The sequence below is a fragment of the Spirulina subsalsa FACHB-351 genome, from assembly GCF_026130165.1.
In the GTDB taxonomy this organism is placed as follows: domain Bacteria; phylum Cyanobacteriota; class Cyanobacteriia; order Cyanobacteriales; family Spirulinaceae; genus Spirulina_A; species Spirulina_A subsalsa_A.
Genome location: NZ_JAIHOM010000009.1, coordinates 30,902 through 53,248 on the forward strand (window position 1 = coordinate 30,902; position 22,347 = coordinate 53,248).

Annotated in this window: 17 protein-coding genes; 7 read left to right on the forward strand and 10 right to left on the reverse strand. The window is 46.2% G+C overall.

The features are described from left to right. Positions 1–117: 117 nt before the first annotated feature. Both purL and purF read left to right on the forward strand, forming a co-directional pair. The gene (gene purL / locus K4A83_RS02865) at positions 118–2,436 is read left to right on the forward strand and encodes a phosphoribosylformylglycinamidine synthase subunit PurL (RefSeq protein WP_265262881.1); all 2,319 of its coding nucleotides are present in this window, start codon (positions 118–120) and stop codon (positions 2,434–2,436) included. 329 nt (positions 2,437–2,765) lie between these two features. Further along, the gene (gene purF, locus K4A83_RS02870; RefSeq protein ID WP_265262883.1) at positions 2,766–4,265 is read left to right on the forward strand and encodes an amidophosphoribosyltransferase; all 1,500 of its coding nucleotides are present in this window, start codon (positions 2,766–2,768) and stop codon (positions 4,263–4,265) included. Positions 4,266–4,442: 177 nt separating this feature from the next. Here purF and K4A83_RS02875 read toward each other — a convergent pair whose 3' ends face one another. Further along, entirely contained in the window at positions 4,443–5,666 is a 1,224-nt protein-coding gene (locus K4A83_RS02875) for a Caspase domain-containing protein (RefSeq protein WP_265262885.1), read from the reverse strand. A gap of 170 nt (positions 5,667–5,836) precedes the next feature. On the opposite strand from K4A83_RS02875, the gene K4A83_RS02880 reads away from it, so the two are divergent. Further along, the gene (locus tag K4A83_RS02880) at positions 5,837–6,301 is read left to right on the forward strand and encodes an EVE domain-containing protein (protein WP_265262886.1); all 465 of its coding nucleotides are present in this window, start codon (positions 5,837–5,839) and stop codon (positions 6,299–6,301) included. Between the two features lie 15 nt (positions 6,302–6,316). Here K4A83_RS02880 and K4A83_RS02885 read toward each other — a convergent pair whose 3' ends face one another. Then, a complete protein-coding gene (locus tag K4A83_RS02885; protein WP_265262887.1) occupies positions 6,317–7,660 on the reverse strand; it encodes a sensor histidine kinase in 1,344 nt (447 codons plus the stop codon). 6 nt (positions 7,661–7,666) lie between these two features. After that, the gene (glyS, locus tag K4A83_RS02890; RefSeq protein WP_265262888.1) at positions 7,667–9,811 is read right to left on the reverse strand and encodes a glycine--tRNA ligase subunit beta; all 2,145 of its coding nucleotides are present in this window, start codon (positions 9,809–9,811) and stop codon (positions 7,667–7,669) included. Positions 9,812–10,152: 341 nt separating this feature from the next. Between glyS and K4A83_RS02895 the strand changes: the two genes are divergently transcribed. From K4A83_RS02895 to K4A83_RS02910, 4 genes are all read left to right on the forward strand, one after another. After that, on the forward strand, positions 10,153–12,714 hold the full coding sequence (locus K4A83_RS02895) for a hybrid sensor histidine kinase/response regulator (RefSeq protein WP_407809796.1): 2,562 nt from the start codon (positions 10,153–10,155) through the stop codon (positions 12,712–12,714). 16 nt (positions 12,715–12,730) lie between these two features. After that, the gene (locus tag K4A83_RS02900; protein WP_265262889.1) at positions 12,731–14,122 is read left to right on the forward strand and encodes a diguanylate cyclase domain-containing protein; all 1,392 of its coding nucleotides are present in this window, start codon (positions 12,731–12,733) and stop codon (positions 14,120–14,122) included. A gap of 161 nt (positions 14,123–14,283) precedes the next feature. Then, the gene (rodA, locus tag K4A83_RS02905; RefSeq protein WP_265262891.1) at positions 14,284–15,546 is read left to right on the forward strand and encodes a rod shape-determining protein RodA; all 1,263 of its coding nucleotides are present in this window, start codon (positions 14,284–14,286) and stop codon (positions 15,544–15,546) included. Between the two features lie 65 nt (positions 15,547–15,611). After that, positions 15,612–15,797 (forward strand): NAD(P)H dehydrogenase subunit NdhS, encoded by a 186-nt coding sequence (locus tag K4A83_RS02910; protein ID WP_321160991.1) that lies wholly within the window; start codon positions 15,612–15,614, stop codon positions 15,795–15,797. 312 nt (positions 15,798–16,109) lie between these two features. Here the strand turns inward: K4A83_RS02910 and K4A83_RS02915 are convergent, their stop codons facing one another. The 7 genes from K4A83_RS02915 to K4A83_RS02945 all read right to left on the reverse strand — a co-directional run bounded on the left by K4A83_RS02915 (position 16,110) and on the right by K4A83_RS02945 (position 22,297). Beyond that, the gene (locus K4A83_RS02915) at positions 16,110–17,114 is read right to left on the reverse strand and encodes a pentapeptide repeat-containing protein (protein WP_265262892.1); all 1,005 of its coding nucleotides are present in this window, start codon (positions 17,112–17,114) and stop codon (positions 16,110–16,112) included. Between the two features lie 37 nt (positions 17,115–17,151). Further along, positions 17,152–18,330 carry a hypothetical protein gene (locus K4A83_RS02920; protein WP_265262893.1) on the reverse strand — a complete coding sequence of 393 codons (1,179 nt, stop codon included), beginning with the start codon at positions 18,328–18,330 and terminating at the stop codon, positions 17,152–17,154. Between the two features lie 255 nt (positions 18,331–18,585). Further along, positions 18,586–19,761 (reverse strand): LptF/LptG family permease, encoded by a 1,176-nt coding sequence (locus K4A83_RS02925; protein WP_265262894.1) that lies wholly within the window; start codon positions 19,759–19,761, stop codon positions 18,586–18,588. Between the two features lie 107 nt (positions 19,762–19,868). Further along, positions 19,869–20,597 (reverse strand): LPS export ABC transporter ATP-binding protein, encoded by a 729-nt coding sequence (gene lptB, locus K4A83_RS02930; protein WP_265262896.1) that lies wholly within the window; start codon positions 20,595–20,597, stop codon positions 19,869–19,871. Between the two features lie 199 nt (positions 20,598–20,796). Beyond that, positions 20,797–21,321 carry an LptA/OstA family protein gene (locus K4A83_RS02935; protein WP_265262897.1) on the reverse strand — a complete coding sequence of 175 codons (525 nt, stop codon included), beginning with the start codon at positions 21,319–21,321 and terminating at the stop codon, positions 20,797–20,799. A gap of 116 nt (positions 21,322–21,437) precedes the next feature. Further along, positions 21,438–21,818 carry a DUF309 domain-containing protein gene (locus tag K4A83_RS02940; RefSeq protein WP_265262898.1) on the reverse strand — a complete coding sequence of 127 codons (381 nt, stop codon included), beginning with the start codon at positions 21,816–21,818 and terminating at the stop codon, positions 21,438–21,440. A gap of 110 nt (positions 21,819–21,928) precedes the next feature. Then, complete coding sequence (locus K4A83_RS02945; RefSeq protein ID WP_265262899.1) at positions 21,929–22,297, reverse strand: ferredoxin-thioredoxin reductase catalytic domain-containing protein; 369 nt, start codon at positions 22,295–22,297, stop codon at positions 21,929–21,931. Between the last annotated feature and the right edge of the window lie 50 nt (positions 22,298–22,347).

Below are 22,347 nucleotides of genomic sequence, written 5' to 3' on the forward strand. Positions count from 1 at the left end.
GCAAAACCTAACAACTCACCACTGAACCCCCCAAAACTTAAAAATCCCCGAGGATTGCCGAACCCCCCTCAACAGACTGCTAAAATCTAAAATCTGCAATCTAAACCCAGAAACCCTATGTCTGCTCCCTTCTCCCCCCAAGAAATCGCCGCAGAAGGCCTTAAACCCCAAGAATATGAGGAAATAGTCCACCGCCTTGGTAGACACCCCAACAAAGCCGAATTAGGGATGTTTGGCGTAATGTGGAGTGAACACTGCTGCTATAAAAACTCCCGCCCCCTCCTTGGCCAATTCCCCACCACCGGAGAACATATCCTCGTCGGCCCCGGTGAAAATGCTGGCATTGTAGACCTCGGCGATGGACTGCACCTGGCCTTTAAAATTGAGTCCCATAATCACCCCTCGGCCATTGAACCTTTCCAAGGGGCAGCGACGGGGGTAGGGGGCATCCTACGGGATATTTTTACTATGGGCGCTCGTCCCATTGCCATTCTCAACTCCCTACGCTTTGGAACCCTCGACAATGCCCGCACGCGCCGCATTTTTAGCGGGGTAGTCGAAGGTATCAGCCACTATGGAAATTGTGTCGGCGTGCCAACGGTGGGGGGTGAGGTCTATTTTGACCCCGCCTACACCGGAAACCCCTTAGTTAATGCGATGGCGCTGGGGATTATGGAAACCTCAGAAATCGTCAAGGCCGGAGCTGTCGGTGTGGGGAATCCCGTTCTCTATGTGGGGTCAACTACCGGGCGGGATGGTATGGGAGGCGCGAGTTTCGCCAGTTCCGAATTAACCGACCAGTCGATGGATGACCGCCCGGCTGTGCAGGTGGGAGATCCTTTTTTAGAAAAGTCTCTCATTGAAGCCTGTTTAGAGGCTTTTAAAACCGGGGCTGTGGCTTCGGCCCAAGATATGGGCGCGGCCGGGATTACTTGTTCCACCTCGGAAATGGCGGCGAAGGGGGGAGTGGGTATTGAGTTAGACCTGGATAAAATTCCGGTGCGGGAAACGGGGATGGTGCCTTATGAGTACCTGCTCTCGGAGTCTCAGGAACGGATGCTTTTTGTGGCGCACAAGGGACGGGAACAGGAGTTAATCGACATTTTCCACCGTTGGGGCCTTCAGGCGGTGATGGCGGGGGAAGTGATTGAGGAACCCATTGTGCGGATTTTGTTTCAAGGAGAGGTGGCGGCGGAAATTCCGGCGACGGCCTTGGCGGATAATACGCCGATTTATCATCGGGAATTGTTGGCCGAAGCACCGGATTATGCCCAAAAGGCTTGGCAGTGGACGAGGGCGGATTTGCCAGCCTGTGATGGGTTGGGGATTACGGTGGGGGGAGAAGCCCTGAGTTGGGGGGCGGTGTTGTTGCGTTTGTTGGATAGCCCTTCTTTGGCCTCGAAACGCTGGGTTTATCGTCAGTATGACCACCAGGTGCAAAATAATACGGTGTTGCTGCCGGGGGGGGCTGATGCGGCGGTGATTCGCATTCGACCCCAAGAACCGATTCCCAATGTGTCCGCTACGGCGTTTACGAAGGGGGTGGCGGCGACGACGGATTGTAATGCCCGTTATGTGTATTTGGACCCCTATGAGGGGGCTAAGGCGGCGGTGGCTGAGGCGGCGCGCAATTTAAGCTGTGTGGGGGCGCAACCGTTGGCGGTGACGGATAACTTGAATTTTGGCAGTCCTGAACATCCGGTGGGCTACTGGCAGTTGGCGAAGGCCTGTGAGGGGATTGCGGAGGCCTGTGGGGAGTTTGGGACTCCGGTGACGGGGGGGAATGTGTCGCTGTATAACGAGACGTTGGATAGTGAGGGCAAACCCCAAGCGATTTATCCGACTCCGGTGATTGGCATGGTGGGGCTGGTGCCGGATGTGACGCGCCTCTGTGGTCAGGGTTGGCAAGAGGCGGGGGATTTGATTTATTTAATTGGCTCTCCTACTGTGACCTTGGGGGGGTCGGAGTATTTGGCGCTGGTTCATGGCACGGTGGCGGGTCTGCCCCCTCGGGTGGATTTTGAGGCGGAACGCCGGGTGCAGGAGGTCTGTCGGGAGGGGATTTATCAGGGGTGGTTACGGTCGGCTCATGATTGCGCGGAAGGGGGTCTAGGGGTGGCTGTGGCGGAATGTTGCCTGGCTGGGGAGTTGGGGGCGGAGATTAGTCTCGAAGGCTCGGGGGATTTACGCTGGGATGAGGTGCTGTTTGGGGAAGGGGGGGCGCGGATTGTGGTGTCGGTTTCGCCTGAGTTCCAAGCTCTTTGGGAGGACTATGCTCGCTCTTTGTTAGGGGAGGGGGTCTGGTTACTGGGGACGGTACGGGCAACGGCCAATTTACGGGTTTTTACGAGTAACCAAGAAACACTCCTTGACGTTAGCATGAAGGAGTTGGGCGATCGCTGGCATTGGGCCCTAGAACGTCGCTTAACGCTCTAGCCGTCGTTTTCACCTCTTGGGAAACGAGAACGGAATCCTCGGAATCGGGTGGGTTTGCCCCGGTCTGTGGGTTCAAGGCCTTAACCCCCTAACTTTTAATTCCCCCCTCGGTAGACTCTGCCCTCTTGTTTAAATATTAAGAAAAATTTAAGCTAGCTTAAAGGATTGATCTTTTTTTCTTAAAACATTTGCGGGGATTTGGAAGTGCTGTCTTTTTCTCGCCCTATCTTGAATAGCATCCAGTGGCTCAGTCTTAGGGTTGAGTCCGCTTGTTGCTTTTAATTGACCTACCCTTAATCACTGCCGCACAGAGGAGCCTTAAATCACCAATGATGCCTAATGAATCCCGCTACGCTGATGAGTGCAATAGTCAACCGGAAGCACGCTCTCCTGAAAGACCCGATAAAATGGAAGAAGCCTGTGGGATCTTCGGTGTATATGCCCCGGAGGAAGATGTTGCCAAATTAACTTACTTTGGTCTTTATGCCTTGCAACATCGAGGTCAGGAGTCGGCTGGTATCGCTACCTTTGCCGGAGAGGCTATCCACCACTATAAAAACATGGGGCTTGTTTCTCAGGTTTTTAATGAGGAGATTTTAAGTAAACTCCCCGGGGAAATAGCCGTCGGCCATACTCGGTATTCCACCACGGGATCGAGTTTAAAGGTGAATGCTCAACCTGCGGTAGTGGAAACTCGTTTAGGGAGTTTAGCTCTAGCACATAATGGGAATCTTGTCAATACTAAAGAGTTGCGAGAAGAACTGACGCGGCGCAATTGTAGTTTCCTGACCACGACGGATTCCGAAATGATTGCGATCGCCATTGGCAACGAAGTAGACCAAGGCAAAGACTGGTTAGAAGCCGCCCTCACGGCCTTTCAACTGTGTCAGGGGGCCTATAGTTTAGTGGTAGGAACCCCCGTGGGACTAATGGGGGTGCGAGATCCCCACGGGATTCGCCCCCTGGTGGTCGGTCTTTTACCCAGCACCAGCACCCGCCCCGCCCGTTACGTCCTCGCCTCCGAAACCTGCGGCTTAGATATTATTGGGGCGGAATACTTGCGTTCCGTGGAACCGGGGGAATTAGTGTGGATTACTGAGGAAGGGATGGCCTCTTTCCACTGGGCGGAAAAACCCCAGCCCAAAATGTGCGTTTTCGAGATGATTTACTTCGCCCGTCCTGATAGCGTGGTGCATGACGAGAGCTTGTATAGTTACCGGATGCGCATTGGGGAACGTTTGGCCGAAGAATCCCACACTGATGCGGATATTGTGATTGCGGTGCCAGATTCCGGAGTTCCGGCCGCTATTGGTTACGCCAAAAAATCGGGCATTCCCTACGGTGAAGGATTAATCAAAAACCGTTATGTGGGGCGCACCTTTATCCAACCGACCCAAGCCATGCGGGAGTCGGGCATTCGCATGAAATTAAACCCCTTACGGGATGTTTTAGCGGGGAAACGGGTGATTTTAGTGGATGATTCCATTGTGCGGGGAACCACCAGTAAAAAAATTGTCAAAGCCTTGCGAGATGCGGGCGCAACGGAAGTTCACATGAAGATTTCCTCGCCGCCAGTGACCCATCCTTGTTTTTATGGGTTGGATACGGACACCCAAGATCAATTAATTGCGGCGACTAAAAGTATTGAAGAAATTGCCCAGCAAATTGGGGTAGATTCTCTGACTTACTTAAGTTGGCAAGGAATGTTAGAAACGACGGGAGAGGATATTAATCATTTCTGTTCTGCTTGTTTCACTGGAGATTATCCGATTACCATTCCCGAGAATGTGAAACGGGCGAAGTTGATTTTAGAGCAAGCGAAAGTCTAAATAGGGAGAGGGGGAGCAGGGGAGCAGGGGAGCAGGGGAGCAGTAATAGGGAATTGATAATTGACAATTGTTTCCGATTCCCGATTCCACTTCGACTAAGCTCAGTGACCACCGACTCCCGACTCCCGACTCCCGAATATCTCCGGATTCCCGATTGCCCGAGTTATTCACCAAGCCCTATCTAATCCTTCCTTTTTCCCAAGATTGGTTTTCACAGTTCAGGAGATGGTCAATAAAAGCGATCGCCTCTTGATTAGGAGAAACGCGGATCTGTTGTTCCTTGGCGATATTGAAGATTTCCATTTGTAACCGTTCTAGTAACGTATTGTTTACCCGAGAAACACGCTGGGTAAACGGCAAACGGTTCAAATTCTCACGGTAAGACCGTTGTAAGTCAAACCCAAAACGATCCGCGATCGCCAAAATCACATACTCCTGCTCCGGTCGCGCCAAATCCACAAAAGCCTCTAAGGGTTGAGATAGCCACAGGGAACGCTCTTGGGGAGTGACTTGCTCTTGTAACCACACCTCCAAGGTCGAGACAGGCAAATCCGTTGTTTTAAGATCCACCTTGGCAAAAGCATGGGCTTCTTGGTAAGACACCCGACCATCCCGATCATAATCGGCCGATGCCACCGCCTCCCCCAGGCGATTTTTGCCACTTAATCCCGCGAAGAAACTGGAACTATAATCCACATAGTCCGCCTCATTCACCTCGGGACTACACCCCACAGAAGGACGAGTGCGCACCGTGGCAAAAAAACCACAACGATTATGAGGTGCGATCGCCGCCGTAGAATCTCCCCCCTCATAAATCAAATCGGCAAAAGATCCCGCAAAACATTGCGCCATCATCGTCACCACAGGCTTTTCAGGCGGCAATTGATCCAACTGTTGCGCCAAATCTTGCACCGAAACCCTTGTATCTTCCCAGAGAATCAACTCATTGGGTAAACCGTGACCCGTAAAGTAAAAAAAGAGCGGCCGATTGGGTTTCTGTCGTCCTGCCTCCTGTAACCACCGTTTGAGATTCTCCGGAGTCGAAGCACCCCGCACCTCGGGAATTTCCGGCGATTTAAACAAACTCTGTCCCCGTCCATTGACAAAACGCACCGTTGCCTCGCGACTATTCCCACTGGCAAAAAACACATCGGCTGCTTTGGGATTAAAGCCTAAATGGGAGAGAATACGCTGAAAATACAACACATTCTTTTCTAAAGCAATCTCAGTATTATCCCGAGTGCCTCCCCCGGCCATTACTAAAAAATGAGTCGGTTGCGCTGACGAAGATTGACAAAATGAATCCAGTTTAGACCACAGAGGATCACTTTCCAGTAGAGGACTCCCCCCCAAAAGTAACCCCAACGCACTCCCCACCATTGACTGAATCACTGAAACCATACACCACTTACCAGATAAACTTACAAATAAGCTACCCCTATAAGCTATCATGCTTTCTGCTGTGGTTTTGAGCGAACCATGACGTTAACTTGTGGATAGTGTCTTTACGAATACAAGAAATACGCTTAATAAAACTTGATTGAACCTGAGCAAATTTTTGGCAATGAATTATGAATTACTGGCTTGTTAAATCTGAACCTCTAACCTATAGTATTGAACAGTTTAAAGATGATAAAACCACCCTCTGGGATGGTGTGCGGAACTATCAAGCCCGCAACTTCCTACAAGCCATGACCTTGGGTGATCTGGCTTTCTTCTACCATTCTAATACTAAAGTTCCCGGGATTGTTGGCTTAGGGAAAGTTAGCCAAACTCAAGTCATTGATCCCACACAATTTAATCCCCAAAGCCCCTATTTTGACCCTAAATCCAGTCCCGACTCTCCCCGGTGGTTTACCGTTGAGTTAGTTTATGTAAAAACCTTTGCTCAGGTGATTTCTTTGGCTCAATTAAAAGAACAGTTCAAGGGAGAAGATTTTGCCTTGGTGAAAAAAGGAAATCGTTTATCGGTGATGCCTGTACCGGAAAAGATTGCTCAAAAAATTCTCACTCAAAAAATTTTCAGTGGGGTGTGATGATGAAATTCTTCTTTAATAGCGGATGGGAATTTCAATAAAAAAGGTTGTCCCTTGACCAATTTGGGATTCACAGGTTAGGGTTCCCTTATGATTTTGGGTAATTATTTCTTGACTCATGGATAAGCCTAAACCTGTTCCTTGCTCCGAGGATTTGGTGGTAAAAAAGGGCTGAAAGATTTGGGGTAAGATATCCTCGGGAATCCCATCTCCGGTATCACTAAAGGTAATTTTAATCTGGTTAGATTGGGTTTTTTCGGTGGTGATGGTGATGGTGGGTTTACGGTCGGTTTGACCTAAGCGGACGGTGGTTAAGGCATCAATGGCATTACTAAAGAGGTTCATCAAGACCTGATTCAGTTGTCCGGGGTAGCCTTGGGTGATGGGAATATCGCCGTAGTTTTTAACAACTTCAATTTCGAGTTCTGCTCCTTTGGCTTTTAGTTGGTTGTGCAGAATCACTTCTAAACTGTCTACAATGTCGTGGATATTCACATCTTTAATATCGGATTCATCAGCCCGAGCAAAGTTACTTAAGGAGAGCAGAATGGACTGCATTCGACTAGCTCCGGTTTGCATAGAATTGAGCAGTTTAGGCAGGTCTTCTAGGAGAAATTCGAGGTCATATTCTTCGATTAAATCTTCTACATCTGCGGCGGGTTCGGGGTAATTTTCTTGATAAGCGTTGACGATTTCAACTAATTGTTCTAGGTATTCTTTGGCATAAACTAAATTACCGGAAATAAAGTTCACGGAGTTGTTAATTTCATGGGTAACTCCCCCGACTAAATGCCCTAACATGGACATTTTTGCACTCTGCATGAGTTGGTTTTGGGTGCGTTTTAAGGTGTCGGTGTCGGAGGATGAAGTGGGGGTGGGGGCGGATTGACTCGTGGTGGGGGCGGAGTGGTTCCTGGAGAGGGCGATCGCACTTTGTTGGGTAATCAGCCTCAAATGTTCCTCCTCTATGCCTTCTCTGCCCTCGCTGTTGGCCAGTTCTACATATAAAACCCCTAGGGGGATGTTTTGGCGGTTCAAGGGCGCACAGTAGATGCTAGCCCCCTCTGAGGCAATGGTTACTTGTTGACTGGTCCAGACTTGTTCAATTAGGGAGAGGGGCAGATCGGGACAGTCGGTGAGGGGTAGGGGGGCGGTATCATAACAGGTGATGGAGGGGGGGGTGGCGGCCCGGGCGATCGCCATCACTCGCAAACTTCCCGCCACATTCCAGACTAATCCGGCCTTTTGCCCTCCCCCTTCTGTCAACACAACTGTCATTACAGCCCGCAACAAGTCCCCCTGTTGGCTTGGAGAAAACAGGCTTTCGCTAATTTTTAAGGTCTGATCTAAGTTCAACATAGGAAATTACTTGACAATTTCGCCAAAATCTGCTAGCACGCGGGCATGATTACGCAGGAGTCCCAATAAGTTTAAACGATTGGCTTGCACGGCGGGGTTTTTATCCATGACCAAGACGCTATCTTCCCCATCAAAAAAGCGGCTGACGGTGGGGGCAAAGGCCGCTAAACTGTCTACGAGACGCTGATAATTGCGTTCAGCTTGGGCGGTTTGAGTTTGGGGGACTAACTGCACTAAACCGTCATAAAAGGCCTGTTCTGAGGACTGTTCAAACAAGTCTGGACGCACGACAGAGGAGGGATCCAGTTGTTGGGTGTCTAAGCTCCCTTTGGCAGCTAAACGGGCTGAACGGTTAATGGTTTCATAGATTTTAGCCAGTTCTTGGCTGTTGCGGATCTGTTGGAGGAATAAAGCGCGATCGCGTAGGTCTAAGATATCGCCTAATGCCCGTTCTGTGTATTCTCCATCGTTGTTTCCTAAGACGGCATTCACCAAATCATAGTCTACTTGATATTCTTCCTGTAACAAGGTGCGCAGCCGTTGCAGAAAGAACTCTTGTAAGTCCTTGAGGGGAGATTTTCGTTCAGGATTACCACTGACAAAAGCCTCAGAAAACTGTTCTATTAAATCCCCTAAATTGACGCTTAAATTACCAGCCCAAGCAATATTTAAAATGCCATTAGCCGCCCGTCTTAAGGCAAAGGGATCTGATGATCCAGTGGGAATCATTCCTAAACCAAAAATCGACACCAAAGTATCGAATCGATCGGCAATTCCCACCACTTGCCCAGTTAAGGTTTGGGGCAAGCTATCCCCCGCCCCTCGGGGTAGATAATGCTCAAAAATTGCCTCAGCTACTTCGGGATCTTCTCCCGATTTTAGGGCATATTTTTGTCCCATAATGCCTTGTAATTCGGGGAATTCATAGACCATCTGAGAGACTAAATCCACTTTACACAACAGCGCCGCTCGTTCCACTTTTTCCCACTGTTGGGAGCTTAACTGTAACTGTTTCGCCAGTTCTTCGGCTACCTCAATAATGCGATCTACTTTATCCCGAATTGAGCCTAAATCTTCTTGGAAGGTCACGGTTTCTAAACTCGGAAGATAGGCTTCTAAGGGTTCGTCTGAATCGGAATCATAGAAAAACTTGGCATCGGCTAAACGAGCGCGAATCACTCGCCCATTCCCGGTGGCGATGATCTCGGCTTTGGCTGGATCACCATTAGAAATTGTGATAAAATAGGGCAGGAGCGGACTGTTTTCCTGCGCTTCTGCTTTGACGGGAAAATAACGTTGGTGCGTAACCATGACCATTTTAATCACTTCTGTGGGGAGTTCTAAAAATTCTGGGTCAAATTTTCCCACTACCCCATGAGGAGATTCCACTAAGTTAACAACTTCCGCTAAAAGTTCGTGGGGAATTTCCGCATAGCCTTGGACTGAAGCAGCTGCCTTTGTAACTTGTTCTTCAATTTGTCTTTGACGAGTTTTTGGATCTACTTCAATGCCAGCCTGTTGTAAACAGGATACATAGTTAGAAGCTTCAGAAATGACAATGGAATCTGGGTGTAATACCCGATGACCTCTAGAAAAACGGTCACTTTTTAGTTGTTCTGAACCATTGATAATTTCAAGGGGGAGAATGTCTTTATCCCATAGGGCAACTAACCAGCGAATGGGACGGGGAAAGCGTAAATCTCCATCTCCCCAACGCATAAAACGACGACCTTCTAAGCGATTAATCCACTGGGGAACTAATTCCCTCAAAATGTCTGTTGTGGGTTGTCCGGGGATGTTTTTCTGGAGAAAAACAAATTCCCCTTTATCTGTTGCGCGGAGTTCGAGGGCCTCAACGTCTACTTCTTGTTTCTTGGCAAAACCAACGGCCGCGGGGGTAGGTTTTCCATCTTTAAAGGCAATTTGTGCAGGGGGGCCTTTAATTTCTTCTTCACGGTTAGGTTGTTGGGAGGGGAGTCCAGTGATGAGAACCGCTAAACGACGGGGTGTCGCGTAAACTTCAACCCCTTGGGGGGTCAAATGGTGTTCTGTCAAGCTTTCGGGGATCAAACTCTGCCACTGGGCGATCGCACCATCCATAAAATCGGCGGGCAGTTCTTCTGTACCAACTTCTAATAAAAAATGTGGCATAACACAGGACTAAAATAACCATTTACTGGATTAGTGTATCTCATCTGTGGACTAGAAAACAGACCAGAATCTATGTTTTCTCCGGGTGTCCCTTTGTCAACCTTAATTTTTAGACTCTAACAGCGATGAAAATTCAACGGTTTGATGCTGGATTAAAAAAGATGACCCTTCCGGCCGTTTTTGTGATTCCCTTTGTTTTACAAATTCTGGGAACTGTCAGTTTAGTGGGATATCTCTCATTTCGCAATGGACGAAACGCTGTAGAGTCCTTAGTTGAAGCTTTAATGGAAGAAATTGGCGATCGCATTGAACAGGAAGTTCACAGTTATTTAGATATCCCCGTGCAAATTGTTCGCAATCATCAGTCTTTAATAACCTCCGGTGTCCTCAATTTAGAGGATATAGATCAATGGTTGCCCTATTTGTTTGATCAGTATCAAACGAATCGCTTTAATGCTGTTACAGGAATTCAATTAGTGAACGTCAATAATGGGGAATATAGGGGCGCAGGACAAGCTTATCTCAATGACGTGCTTCTAGAAGGGGTCGCCATTCATGGGGTTAGCACAAACTTTCGTTATCTGGGGTTTTTAACCCTAGAAGATGCCGAAAATTTAACCAATGCTAAAATTGATTTACCCAATTTTATCCTTGAGGAAAGATCTTGGTATAAAAAAGCCATCACCCATCAAAATGAGGTTTGGGTAGACGTCTATCAGCGCTTTATTAATCGCAATCGTTTTTCTATCGCTTTATCTAGACCTTTATATGTACCGGGAGTTGATGCCCCTCAAGGGGTGAGTGCCGTCCAGTTAGACATTAGGAATTTACAAAAGTTTCTCGAATCCTTAAAAATTGGTCGCACAGGACAGGCTTTCATTTTAGATAAAGCGGGTCAAGTTGTAGCAACTTCTATTCAAGAGCCTACTATTTTTATCGAAAATGACAATATCCGACGGCTAAATGGAATAAAGAGTGAAAACCTCCTCACTCGTCAGGTTTCTAAGCATTTAGAAAACTCTAATTATGGAAATTTATTAACTTATCAATCAATTAATTTAATTGAATTAAATCACGAAAAATATTATATTAAGTCTCTCAATCTAACTGAACAATATGAATTAAGTTGGCAATTATTCGTCATCATTCCTCAAGATGATTTTATGGCAGAAATTAAAGCCAGTACACGCCAAACAATATTTATTTCCCTGATTGCCCTAGGGGGAGCTATTTTAATTGGAAGTATGACCGCTCACTGGGTGACTCAGCCCATTTTGCGCTTAAACAAAGCCGCTCAAGAGTTAGCTAAAGGAAACTGGGAAAAACCTATTCTTACTAGGAGAAATGATGAGTTAGGGCAGCTTACTGTATCTTACAATATCATGGCACAGCAGTTAAAACAAATGTTTTCAGAACTGCAAACAGTCAATATTCAATTAGAAAAGAAAGTCAAAGAAAGAACATCTGATTTAGCAGAAGCTAAAGATAAAGCCGAAGTAGCGAACCAAGCTAAAAGCACATTTTTAGCGAATATGAGCCATGAGTTAAGATCCCCCCTAAACGCCATTTTAGGGTTTTCTCAATTGATGCTGAATGACAGTGATTTAGATGAGGAAACACAAGAAAATATAGAAACGATTTATCGAAGTGGTCAATATTTACTGACCTTAATTAATCAGGTTTTGGATTTATCTAAAATTGAAGCTGGTAAGATGTTACTAGAGATTGAGACTTTTGATTTACACTATCTGCTCAAAGAGGTTGAAGGTTTATTTGAAATTACCGCCGAAAGTAAGGGCTTGTATTTTTACCTTGAACCCTCCGGTAATGTTCCCCAATATATCCAATCTGATCCCTTAAAATTGCGTCAGGTGCTAATTAATCTTTTAAGCAATGCTTTCAAATTTACCCAGGTAGGTGGTGTTTCGCTTTGTGTTAGATACGACAAAACAAAGCAAGACAATATAGAACAAGATAGACTGTTTTTTCGAGTAACAGATACTGGTCTAGGAATTTCTTCGGCAGAAATCAATGATTTATTTACTCCTTTTACCCAAACGACAACAGGAAAAAATGCCCAAGAAGGAACAGGATTAGGACTATCCTTATGTCAAAAAATTGTGCAGTTAATGCAGGGAAAAATCACTGTTTGTAGTCAAGTGGGTGCAGGCACAACATTTGAGTTTAATTTTCCGATTACTCTTGGGGTAGAAGTTGCCCATTTGCCTGATCTTCCTTGTCGTCGAGTAATAGGACTTGAACCCAATCAACCTACCTATCGTCTTTTAGCGGTTGATGATAAACCTGTTAATTGTCAACTATTAGTTAAACTGCTGAAACCCTTGGGTTTTGAGGTTAAAACAGCCCATAATGGAGAAGAGGCGATCGCAATCTGGGAAACCTGGAGTCCTCATTTAATCTGGATGGACATGAGAATGCCTGTTTTAGATGGCTATGCCGCAACGCAAAAGATTAAAAGTAGTCCCAAAGGAAATGCTACCATCATTATTGCCCTGACGGCTAGTGTTTTAGGTGAAGAAAGAAATATAATTGATGTCATTGGTTGTGATGATTTTGTGCGTAAACCCTTTCAAGAAAACCAGATCATACAGATGTTAGAAAAACACTTAGGGGTTTATTTTCTTTACGAAACCATCCTTGAAAAACCTGCCCAAGCCAAGAAAATAAAAGATTTAACCTCACTGGATTTTAAGGCAATGCCTCAAGATTGGCTTGTGCTTGTATATCGAGCTTCAGTAGACTTAGAAGAGGAAGAACTGGTAGAACTAATTGAGCAAATTCCTGCCACTCAGTCTGAATTGTCTCAGGGTTTAAGTGAATTAGTTTTACAATACCGCTTTGATAAAATTAGATTATTAGTTGAACCCCTAATCACTCTCTAAAGTCCAGTTAACAACTATGACTCAAAATAAGCAAAATATTCTGCTGGTAGACGACTTAAAAGAAAATTTACAAGTCTTAGATAAAATTCTATCCAATCATGGCTACAAAGTTCGTAAAACATTAGATCCAGAAACCGCTTTATTAGCTTGTCAATCCAGTCAGCCAGACTTAGTTATATTGGATATTAGAATGCCTAAGATGGATGGTTATACCGTTTGTCAAAGGCTGAAAAGTAATCTATTAACCTCTGATATTCCGGTTATCTTTATTAGTGCCTTAAATGATGTGTTAGATAAAGTCAAAGCCTTTCAGGTAGGAGGAGCGGATTATGTCAGTAAACCTTTTCAGGAGGAAGAAGTGCTAGCACGGGTAAAGCACCAACTTTTATTAAAACAACAACGAAAAAATTTAGAGGCAGAGATTAAAAAGCGTCAGAAAAAGGAAGAAGAGTTACAACAAGAAATTTTTAGACATCAACAAACCACCGAAATCCTTTATCAGTCTCGGGCTTTTATTAGTAGTATTTTAAACCATTCTTTAGATGGGATTGCGGCTTTAGAAGCCGTCAGAGATCCCAAAACGGGAAATATTGAAGATTTTCGTTGTTTACTGGTTAATCCAGTGATTGCCAATATTTTAGACCGCTCCAAGGATCAGTTAATCGGTAAAATCTTATTTAAGCGGATTGTGAGTCGAATTGATCCTTATTTAATCTCTAAAGTGGTGGAAGTTGTAGAAACAGGTCATTCTTTTAAGGAGGATTTTTACTATAAAACGGAACATCAAGAAGCTTGGTATCATGTCATTGCGGTGAAATTAGGAGACGGCGTTTCTTTAACCATTCGGGATGTGACGGAGCGTAAGTTATTAGAATTACAGTTAAGTCACGCCAATAAAGAACTGAAAAATTTAGCCATTGTTGATGGTTTAACGCAACTAAAAAATCGTTTTTATTTTGACCAAAGGTTTGAGCAAGAGTGGCGGCGTTGTATGAGAGAATCTCAACATCTCGCGCTGATTATGTGTGATGTAGATTATTTTAAATCCTATAATGACACTTATGGGCATCCGATGGGAGATGAATGTTTAAAACAGGTGGCGGATGTGATTCAAGGCATAATAAAGCGTCCTTCAGATTTGGCGGCCCGTTATGGGGGGGAGGAGTTTATTCTGTTGTTAGCCAATACCAGTTTAGAGGGAGCGTTAAGGATTGCGGAGTCGGTGCGGCAAGGGGTGGAGGTGTTGCGGATTCCCCATGAGCGATCGCCTATTTCTCCCCATGTCACCCTCAGTTGCGGCGTAGCCACCATGATTCCCACCTTAGATGCTTTATCGGGGACTTTATTATATATGGCAGATCAAGCCCTCTATGAGGCGAAAAATCGCGGTCGGAATCAAGTCGTTTAAAGGGTTAGTTCAGGATATCTCTACTATAACAGTAGACCTAAGCCCCCAGACCGTTGAGAGAGAACAAAATAGGCTATAAAGAAATGAGGAGAAAGGAAATGAACCCGGGCATTCCGGGGAGAGTCCTTTCCCTTTTTTCTTTTTTTAAATGGTTTTCCTTCATGTTGCAACGCCCATTTAGTCAGAATTTGGCTTGGAAAGCTTGGATTGCTCGTTGGCAAAATCTTGATTTGACCCTCATGGGTCTAATCATCGCCCTCACCGTTTTAGGAGGGTTAATGATTCGCTCCACCGAATTAAATGACGGCTTAACCGATTGGTGGCAGCATTGGATTATAGGCGGTTTAGGTTTAATCCTAGCCTTAATTGCAGCCCGGTGGCGTTATGAGTTTCTCCTTCAGTGGCATTGGGTCATCTACGTTTTAACCAATATTTCCCTCCTCTTAGTCATTTTCATTGGGGTAGAAGCCAATGGCGCCCAAAGTTGGGTCAATATCGGCACGTTTAACGTCCAACCTTCGGAATTTGCCAAAGTGGGTTTAATTATTACCCAGGCCGCCCTACTCCATCATCGTCCAGCCTCGACGATTACCGCCGTGTTTCGGTCTTTAGCCGTTACGGCCTTGCCTTGGGGGTTAATTCTCCTCCAACCCGACTTAGGAACATCCCTCGTATTTGGAGCGATTACTTTAGGAATGTTGTACTGGGCCAATGCAAACCCCGGTTGGTTAATTTTACTCATCTCCCCCCTCGTTGCGGCCATTGTATACAACGTCTATCTCCCCAGTTGGTTTCTCTGGGTAGGATTAATGAGTCTAGTGGCTTGGTTTACCCTACCTTGGCGGATGATTGGGACATTTGTTGCTGTGTTGGTCAATGTTGTGGCTGGGGGGGCTGGCGGTTTTTTGTGGGGACTGCTCAAACCCTATCAAAAAGACCGTCTCACCCTCTTTTTACACCCGGAAAAAGACCCATTAGGGGGGGGATACCACTTGATTCAATCCCGCATTGCCGTCGGGGCTGGAGAAGTGTGGGGAACAGGATTAAATGAGGGCAGCCAAACCCAGTTAAATTTCATCCCCGAGCAACATACAGACTTTATTTTTTCCGCCATTGGGGAAGAATTGGGCTTTGTGGGAGCTATTTTGGTCTTGTTGGCCTTTTGGCTCATTTGCCTTCGCCTGCTGATTATTGCCCAAAACTCAACGGAGGATTTTGGTTCTCTTTTGGCGGTGGGAGTGTTATCGATGATTGCTTTTCAGGTCTTTGTGAATATCAGCATGACCGTTGGATTAGCCCCCATTACCGGGATTCCGTTACCTTGGTTAAGTTACGGTCGTTCTGCCCTCTTGACCAATTTTATCGCCTTGGGGTTAGTGGAATCGGTGGCGACCCATCGGCCCCGCCGCCATTTTCGGACTTAGCGGTTGATTCAACCTGTTCCACTCCTTTGTTAAGCTAAAAGCATAAACACTCAGCGTAAAAAAAGATGATTTTGCCCGGAGCAACGGTTCGCGTGACGAATGTTGATGATACCTACTATCGTTTTGAGGGACTGGTTCAGCGTGTCAGTGATGGCAAGGCGGCTGTGTTATTTGAAGGGGGAAATTGGGACAAATTAGTAACGTTTCGCCTTTCGGAGTTAGAACCAGTGAACCTGAAAGCCGGAAAGTAATGGTAGGAGTTTTAGCTGCTCTGAACAGCTAAAGTCCTTGGTGTGAGGAAGGCTGAGGAAGAGGGACGGGCATTCAATACCCCTGTCCCTCTTTCTCGTGTTTTTCCCCATCCTTTTCACCCCTCACCGAGCCACATAGATAGGGCTTGCTGAATAACTCTACTCGTGGGGCTAGGGAGCAGGGGAGCGGGGGAGCGGGGGAGCAGGGGAGCAGGGGAGCGGGGGAGCAGAGGAGAGAGGAGAGAGGGGGAGTCGGGAATAATTATCAATTATCAATTATCAATTATCAATTATCAATTATCAATTCCCAGGTTATTCAGCAGACCCCACATAATCACTCCCATCGGGCATAGTAGCCCCTTGCCATTCTACCCAAGTCAGCACCGCACTACTTAACTCCGCCCGCACTAGGTTAGCTTGGCGGAAATTTGCCCCGGTGAAGTCGGTGCGCGCACAATAGGCCTCAATAAGAGACGCTTCTTCTAAGTTGGCATTTTTTAAGGTTGCTCGGCTTAAATCCGCCCGATTTAAACGGGCTTTGGCTAGATTAGCTCGGGTTAAATTGGCTTTGCTCAAACGCGCATCGGGCAGCAAAGCCCCCTCTAAGGACACTTCAGCTAAATCCGCATCCATCAACCAAACTCGTTCTAATTTGGCTTGGGTTAAAATGGCTCCGGCTAATTTGGCTCCGGTTAAGTTGGCATCGGTTAAATAGGCCCCAGTTAAATCGGCTCCGGTTAAATCGGCTCCGGTTAAGTTAGCATCCCGCAAATTGACCTCGCGTAAATTTGCCCCGCTTAGGTTGACTTTTGGGAGTTCAGCCCCTTTTAAATCAGACCCTTGTAAATCGACTTGACAGAGAATAGTCCCCACTAATTGAGCGGTATAAATGCGCTTTTCTTCTCGTAAATTAGCCCCGCGTAAACAAGCCCCTGTGAGATTTGCCCCGCTTAATTTTGCCCCGCGTAAATCTGCATTGATTAAGTTGGCATCAAGGAGGGTAGCTAGGGTTAAATCGGCGCTGCGTAGGTCCGCTTCTTGTAGTGTTGCACCATGTAAATCGGCAGAGTGGAGATTAGCCCCGGTTAAGGAGGCTTGATTGAGGTTTGCCCCGCTTAGTTTTGCCCCTTGTAAGTTGCTTTTATTCAGCTTGGCACGACTCAGATAAGCAAAGACTAAAATGGTGCCGTGTAAGTCTGCTTGACGGAGGTCAATCCCAATTAAATCGGCATTAAATAAGTTTGCACCACTGACAGATACTCCTGTAAATTGAGTTTGTCCAGCTTCATAACGAGCAATCAACTCTTGAGCATTCATGGAATTAGTTTGAGGACGTAGATAGGTGTTGAACCGATTAGGAATAATAGGGTTTTATGGCTTGTAAAATGGCTTCTGCAACTTGAGCATTTTCTTCGGGATAGTCAAGATGGCTCAGGGTTGTATAGAGTTGGTTGGCGAGTTCGGAATATTCAGAGTATTGATTATACAGTTCAAAGAGGAGGTAGTTGAGGGTTTGCGATCGCAAATTTGACCAGTCGGCACTACTCCCATCAAATGTGGGGTGTAAGACCGAGTAAACCAGAATTTTGGCGCGCAAGGGGTTCGCGTACTTCATTACCTCCAGACGGACTTTAAAGGGGTCGTAGGTAGCACTTTTAGGCGGGGGTGCAGGGGTTGGGATAGAATCTTGGATGGCAGAGGGTTCAATTAAACCTGTTTCCTCTAAGGGGGGTTCAGCCCAAAGGTCTAAGGCTAAACTATCATAGGATACTGAACCATGATTGAGGGGGCTGGTGACTTCTTCTATCTCATAAGCTGGGGGAGGTTTCACTGGGGAGGGTAAGGATTGAGGAGCAACACGCAAAACGGTCTTTTCTTCTTGAGTTGATTGGGGGTATAAAAGACCCATTTGAGAGAGTAAAACGTTGCTAATTTTGGCGTAGGTTGCCTTACGATTTAAACTTTTAACAATCACTTGCAAGGTTAAACTTAAATCGTCTAAACTTTGATTTTGTTCTCGTAGGGTTAACAGTTCTTCGGTTAAGTTAAAACCCATCAAAACATGGGGATTATTTTCCCATTTATTGTAACAAGCACAATAAATTAATTTACGAAGGCGCAAAACTTCGGGATGTTGATCCAGTTGAGCCGCTATTTTACTCAGGGATATTTGATAGGAATTAATCGGCGTAAATTCAGTAACCTCTAAGGGGGGGAAAAACTCGGTTGATTCAGCAATGATTTCATAGAGTTTTTCAAGTTCAGCAATAATAAAGTTAGCAACTTTAGTATATTCGCCCTGGCGGTTCAAATGATTAACAATATGGAATAGGGATTCCGTACATTGATCGAGGGTTAGATTATTACTATAAAATTCTTGCAGTAAACGAGCTAAGTCAAGCTGTTCTAAAACCTTGCGATCGCCTTCCCAGCGTTGATGACAGGCACAAAACAGCAGTTTCCGAATCCGCAAAGCGTTTTTATGCTGATCCAGAGTGCTAGCAATTTCATCAATCAACAAGGAGATGGACATCGGGTAGAGCGCTTGGAAATACAGAGGTTCTCTCTTGCTATGAATTAGAGGGTGAATTCTTCAGCACAAAACGTCACCTCTACAGAGATTGACCTCAGTATATCATCACCGAGGGAAGAGAGGGAGTTAGGGCTTGCTGAATAACTGGGGGAGCAGGGGAGCAGGGGGGCAGGGGAGACAGGAATAATTATCAATTATCAATTGTCAATTATCAATTCCCTTGTTGATTCTAGCGTTGGGCTTTTTCAGCAGACCCTAGCTAAATTGATTCGCTGAACGGAAGAGGAGTAATCCCCCCACTACAATCCCAAACATATTGGCTAGCCAAGCGGCAAAAAAGGGCGAGAAAATGCCCACTAAACCCATCGCTCCGGTGACGAAAAAGAGCAGATAATAACTAAACACGACTACCACACTAATCCCGAAACTGGTGGCGCGACTGGTTTGTTGGGGTTGGTTGCCTAAAGCGGCCCCGAGCAGGGCGAATACAATACAAACGAAGGGAAAGGCGTATTTTTGTTGAATGCGGACTTTGAGTTTCCGGAGTTCTGCCTCATCCCCACTCACTTTGAGGATTTCTAAACGTTCTCGCGCTTGAGCAATATTCATTTCTTGGTTGCCTCTTGCCCGTTGCGCTAGGTCAAGGGGAGTGCGCGGCAGTTGTAGCATTTGCCGATCAAAACGGAGAATATTACGGAAAGAACCGTCAGAGGAAATGAGATAAATTACCCCATCCACAAAGTCCCATTTGTTTTCTCGGAAGTTCCAAGAAGCCGATTCTGAGGTGACAATTTGACTTACCCCGTCTTGGGTTCGGTCTAATACGGTTAAACGTTTCATGTTTTTGCCGTCGAATTGTTCGGCATAAAATAAACGGCTGAGAATGGGACGACTCCGGCCATTTTCGTCTTGAATTTGGGTATATTCGGGGTAAAAAATATTATTTTCTTGAAATTTCGGCTGTTCTTGGTTTAAGGCTCGTTCTAAGGTGAGGGCGGCTTGATAGTTGGCGGCCGGAACGACTAATTCATTAAAAAGGAAGGTTAATCCGGTCACTGCAACACTCATGATGAGGGTGGGAACGACGAGGCGATAGGTGCTAATGCCAACACTGCGTAGGGCAATGAGTTCACTATCTCCCGACAGACGACTATAGGTCATCAGGGTGGTGAGCAGGAGGGAGACGGGGAGGGCGTAGGCGGCAAATTCGGGGACTTTGAGCAGTAAAACTTTAATGGCTACGTCTAGGAGTAGACCGTATTCGGTGACTTGACGGACTAAATCAAAGACGGTTCCGACGGCTACCCCGAGGGAAGAAAATAGACCTACGCCAAAGAGGAAGGGCGGCAGGAGTTCCCCAATGAGATAACGGTCTAATAGGGAAAGTCGGAAGAATCGGGAGATAAATAGATTAACGTGAGCGATGGCCATGAGTGGGAACTGTGAGAGCAGTAAAGAAAGAGGTTTAATGGCTAGATTTCAGTGACATACTCCCACACTAATCTGACGGTATAGTGTGGGGCTTCTCGGTTTGATCGCTAAATTTGGAAGTTATCTCCTAGATAGTATTGTCTAACTAAGGTGTTAGCATACAGTTCTTTGTCATTGCCCGAGGCGAGAATTTCCCCATCGTGGAGGATGTAGGCGCGGTCGGTGATTTCGAGGGTTTCTCGAACGTTGTGATCGGTGATTAGGATGCCCATATTGCGATCGCGCAGTTCGCCGACAATGGTCTGAATTTCCGTCACCGCAATGGGATCGACCCCCGCAAAAGGTTCATCTAATAACAAAAACTGGGGGCCGTCTTTCCCCGAAGCCAAAGCGCGGGCAATTTCTGTCCGTCTCCGTTCCCCCCCCGAAACAAAACGCCCCGGAGTCTTGGCGACTTTCTCCAGACGAAATTCACTCAGCAGTTGCCAGAGGCGTTGTTCCCGTTGGCGATGGGTCATGTTGTTTTGCTCCAACACCAGACGGATATTATCGCTTACGGTGAGATTGCGGAAGATGCTGGGTTGTTGGGTGAGGTAGCCTAACCCTAAGTGCGATCGCTGGTTAATCGTCAACTTCGTGACTTCATGACCATTGAGCCAAACACTGCCCAAGTTCGGTTTCACTAACCCCGTCGCAATATAAAAGGTTGTTGTTTTTCCCGCCCCATTGGGTCCCAACAACCCCACAATTTCCCCTCGGGACACCTTAAGGCTCACCCGATTAACAATCGTGCGTTTCCCATAGGATTTTTGAATATCTTGCAAAACAATGGTCATAGGAATAGGGAATAGGGAATAGGGAATAGGGAGTCGGGAATAATTAACAATTATTAATTATCCATTCCCTGTTCCCTTGTTCAGTCCAGAGTAGGCGCGTTATATGCCTAAGGGTACGTTCCGCGTTAGCGTTCAAGTATTGTGTCGTAGGCATAGCTTCAGGAAGTGGGACAGCAGACCCTAATCAATAATTATTAATTTACTGATTACTGATCACTGGGTCACTGTGAGCCTCTTTAAAGGCAGGTTTAGGATTAAAAGGAGTCGGGGGGGCTGCATTTGCCGTGGGGCGAGGTGCTTCGGGATCGGAGATAATATAAACCGATTCTACTTGACGATTGGCTTGGGGTGTAGCAATAAAACGCCCTTCTTCAATCAAATAGGTAATGGTTTCCCCGCGTACTGTGTTCCCCTCTTGAACCACAAATACATTGCCCGTTAAAACAATCCGCCCCTCTTGGCTAAAATACTGCGCTTGGGCAGAAGTCGCTTTAATATCGCGGGCGGGATAAAAAATCTGGACATTGCCTCGCGCTGTTACTACCCCTGTAACTTGGTTGGCTTCTTGAATATCAGAAAGTACCGTAATCGCTCGGCCATCTTGGACTTGAGCGCGAGCATTAGGGGCGAGGAAGGCAGCCCCTAGCCCAGTAGCAAGACCCGAGAGTAGGAGCAAAAGGCCCCAACGACGGGAGAAATCGGCTAACCCAAATTGCTGAACCATAAAACCTTGTGATTTGCGAACTGGTGAGTTGAGAGTGTCTTACCTGACGATAACAAGTGGGAGCAAGTTTCCTTGACACTCCCCGGCCTAAAGGCATGGGGATTCTTCACTATTAATCAAGGGGAAGGCTCTTGAACCGGATAAATTTTAGGGTAGGGCGTGGTTTTAACCCATTGGGGAATCACTTCGGGAGTCATTTGTTGCACTTGATACAATAAATCCAAACTGTCTTCTAACAGTTGACTCACATTCACACCTTCATAATTCGGTTGGTAGGAACGCAATCTGCGTGTTCCCTCACCTAAGAGGGTGACGGTACCGCGCCAATTATGGTTACTGAGATGATAACAAGCGACGGCTATTTGTAGAATGCCTTGATAGAAATTCCGCTCTCCTTCGGGTGCTTCCATCCAAATGGCTTCTAGGGTATCGTGGCGGGCGTAAAAGTCTTGTTGGTTAAATTGTTCAATACCTTGGTCAAGGGGAGACGATGACATGAGCTTGAGGGGAGTGCATTCTGTGGGACAAATTAATTCAGAATTGAGAATTAGTAATTGATAATTGATAATTCGTTGATTCTTTGAGGAATTGATAGCCCTTGGAATTCCTAGGAGGCTAAACTTTCGCGAACTTTGATAATTTCTTCCATGGCAATGTCTTGTTTATCTCCGGCGAATTCATTATCTGGTGTAATAAACAGCATACAGTGGCACTCTTTGCGTTCCCGCATGGGTACACAAGGACAGTTCCAGTAGGCGGCTTTCACTTCGGCTTCTTTGTCCTCATAATGGCGACAAGGACAGAGGGGTGCGCCTAGTTCTTGTTTATGTTTAGCTAATCCTTCAATGACTACGGCAGTGACAGAAGGTTCTGAACAAAAGTAAGTATCTGTTCTTTTCGCATAGGTTTCCGCAAAACTTTTCATCGCGTCTAATACTTTGTCGTCTTGCGTTTTGTCGGTATTGGCAGAGGTCATATATCTTATACGCTAGTTCTTCAGGGATGATATGTTGAGCATTTTAACGC

What these genes read in the sequence shown, in the direction of transcription:
- K4A83_RS02925 (WP_265262894.1), bottom strand. Translation starts at nt 19,761, where the DNA reads ATGGCCATCGCTCACGTTAATCTATTTATCTCCCGATTCTTCCGACTT.
- lptB (WP_265262896.1), bottom strand. Translation starts at nt 20,597, where the DNA reads ATGACCATTGTTTTGCAAGATATTCAAAAATCCTATGGGAAACGCACG.
- K4A83_RS02880 (WP_265262886.1), top strand. Translation starts at nt 5,837, where the DNA reads ATGAATTACTGGCTTGTTAAATCTGAACCTCTAACCTATAGTATTGAA.
- K4A83_RS02885 (WP_265262887.1), bottom strand. Translation starts at nt 7,660, where the DNA reads ATGTTGAACTTAGATCAGACCTTAAAAATTAGCGAAAGCCTGTTTTCT.
- K4A83_RS02935 (WP_265262897.1), bottom strand. Translation starts at nt 21,321, where the DNA reads ATGGTTCAGCAATTTGGGTTAGCCGATTTCTCCCGTCGTTGGGGCCTT.
- K4A83_RS02945 (WP_265262899.1), bottom strand. Translation starts at nt 22,297, where the DNA reads ATGACCTCTGCCAATACCGACAAAACGCAAGACGACAAAGTATTAGAC.
- purL (WP_265262881.1), top strand. Translation starts at nt 118, where the DNA reads ATGTCTGCTCCCTTCTCCCCCCAAGAAATCGCCGCAGAAGGCCTTAAA.
- glyS (WP_265262888.1), bottom strand. Translation starts at nt 9,811, where the DNA reads ATGCCACATTTTTTATTAGAAGTTGGTACAGAAGAACTGCCCGCCGAT.
- K4A83_RS02875 (WP_265262885.1), bottom strand. Translation starts at nt 5,666, where the DNA reads ATGGTTTCAGTGATTCAGTCAATGGTGGGGAGTGCGTTGGGGTTACTT.
- K4A83_RS02940 (WP_265262898.1), bottom strand. Translation starts at nt 21,818, where the DNA reads ATGTCATCGTCTCCCCTTGACCAAGGTATTGAACAATTTAACCAACAA.
- purF (WP_265262883.1), top strand. Translation starts at nt 2,766, where the DNA reads ATGATGCCTAATGAATCCCGCTACGCTGATGAGTGCAATAGTCAACCG.
- K4A83_RS02920 (WP_265262893.1), bottom strand. Translation starts at nt 18,330, where the DNA reads ATGTCCATCTCCTTGTTGATTGATGAAATTGCTAGCACTCTGGATCAG.
- K4A83_RS02910 (WP_321160991.1), top strand. Translation starts at nt 15,612, where the DNA reads ATGATTTTGCCCGGAGCAACGGTTCGCGTGACGAATGTTGATGATACC.
- rodA (WP_265262891.1), top strand. Translation starts at nt 14,284, where the DNA reads ATGTTGCAACGCCCATTTAGTCAGAATTTGGCTTGGAAAGCTTGGATT.
- K4A83_RS02900 (WP_265262889.1), top strand. Translation starts at nt 12,731, where the DNA reads ATGACTCAAAATAAGCAAAATATTCTGCTGGTAGACGACTTAAAAGAA.
- K4A83_RS02915 (WP_265262892.1), bottom strand. Translation starts at nt 17,114, where the DNA reads ATGAATGCTCAAGAGTTGATTGCTCGTTATGAAGCTGGACAAACTCAA.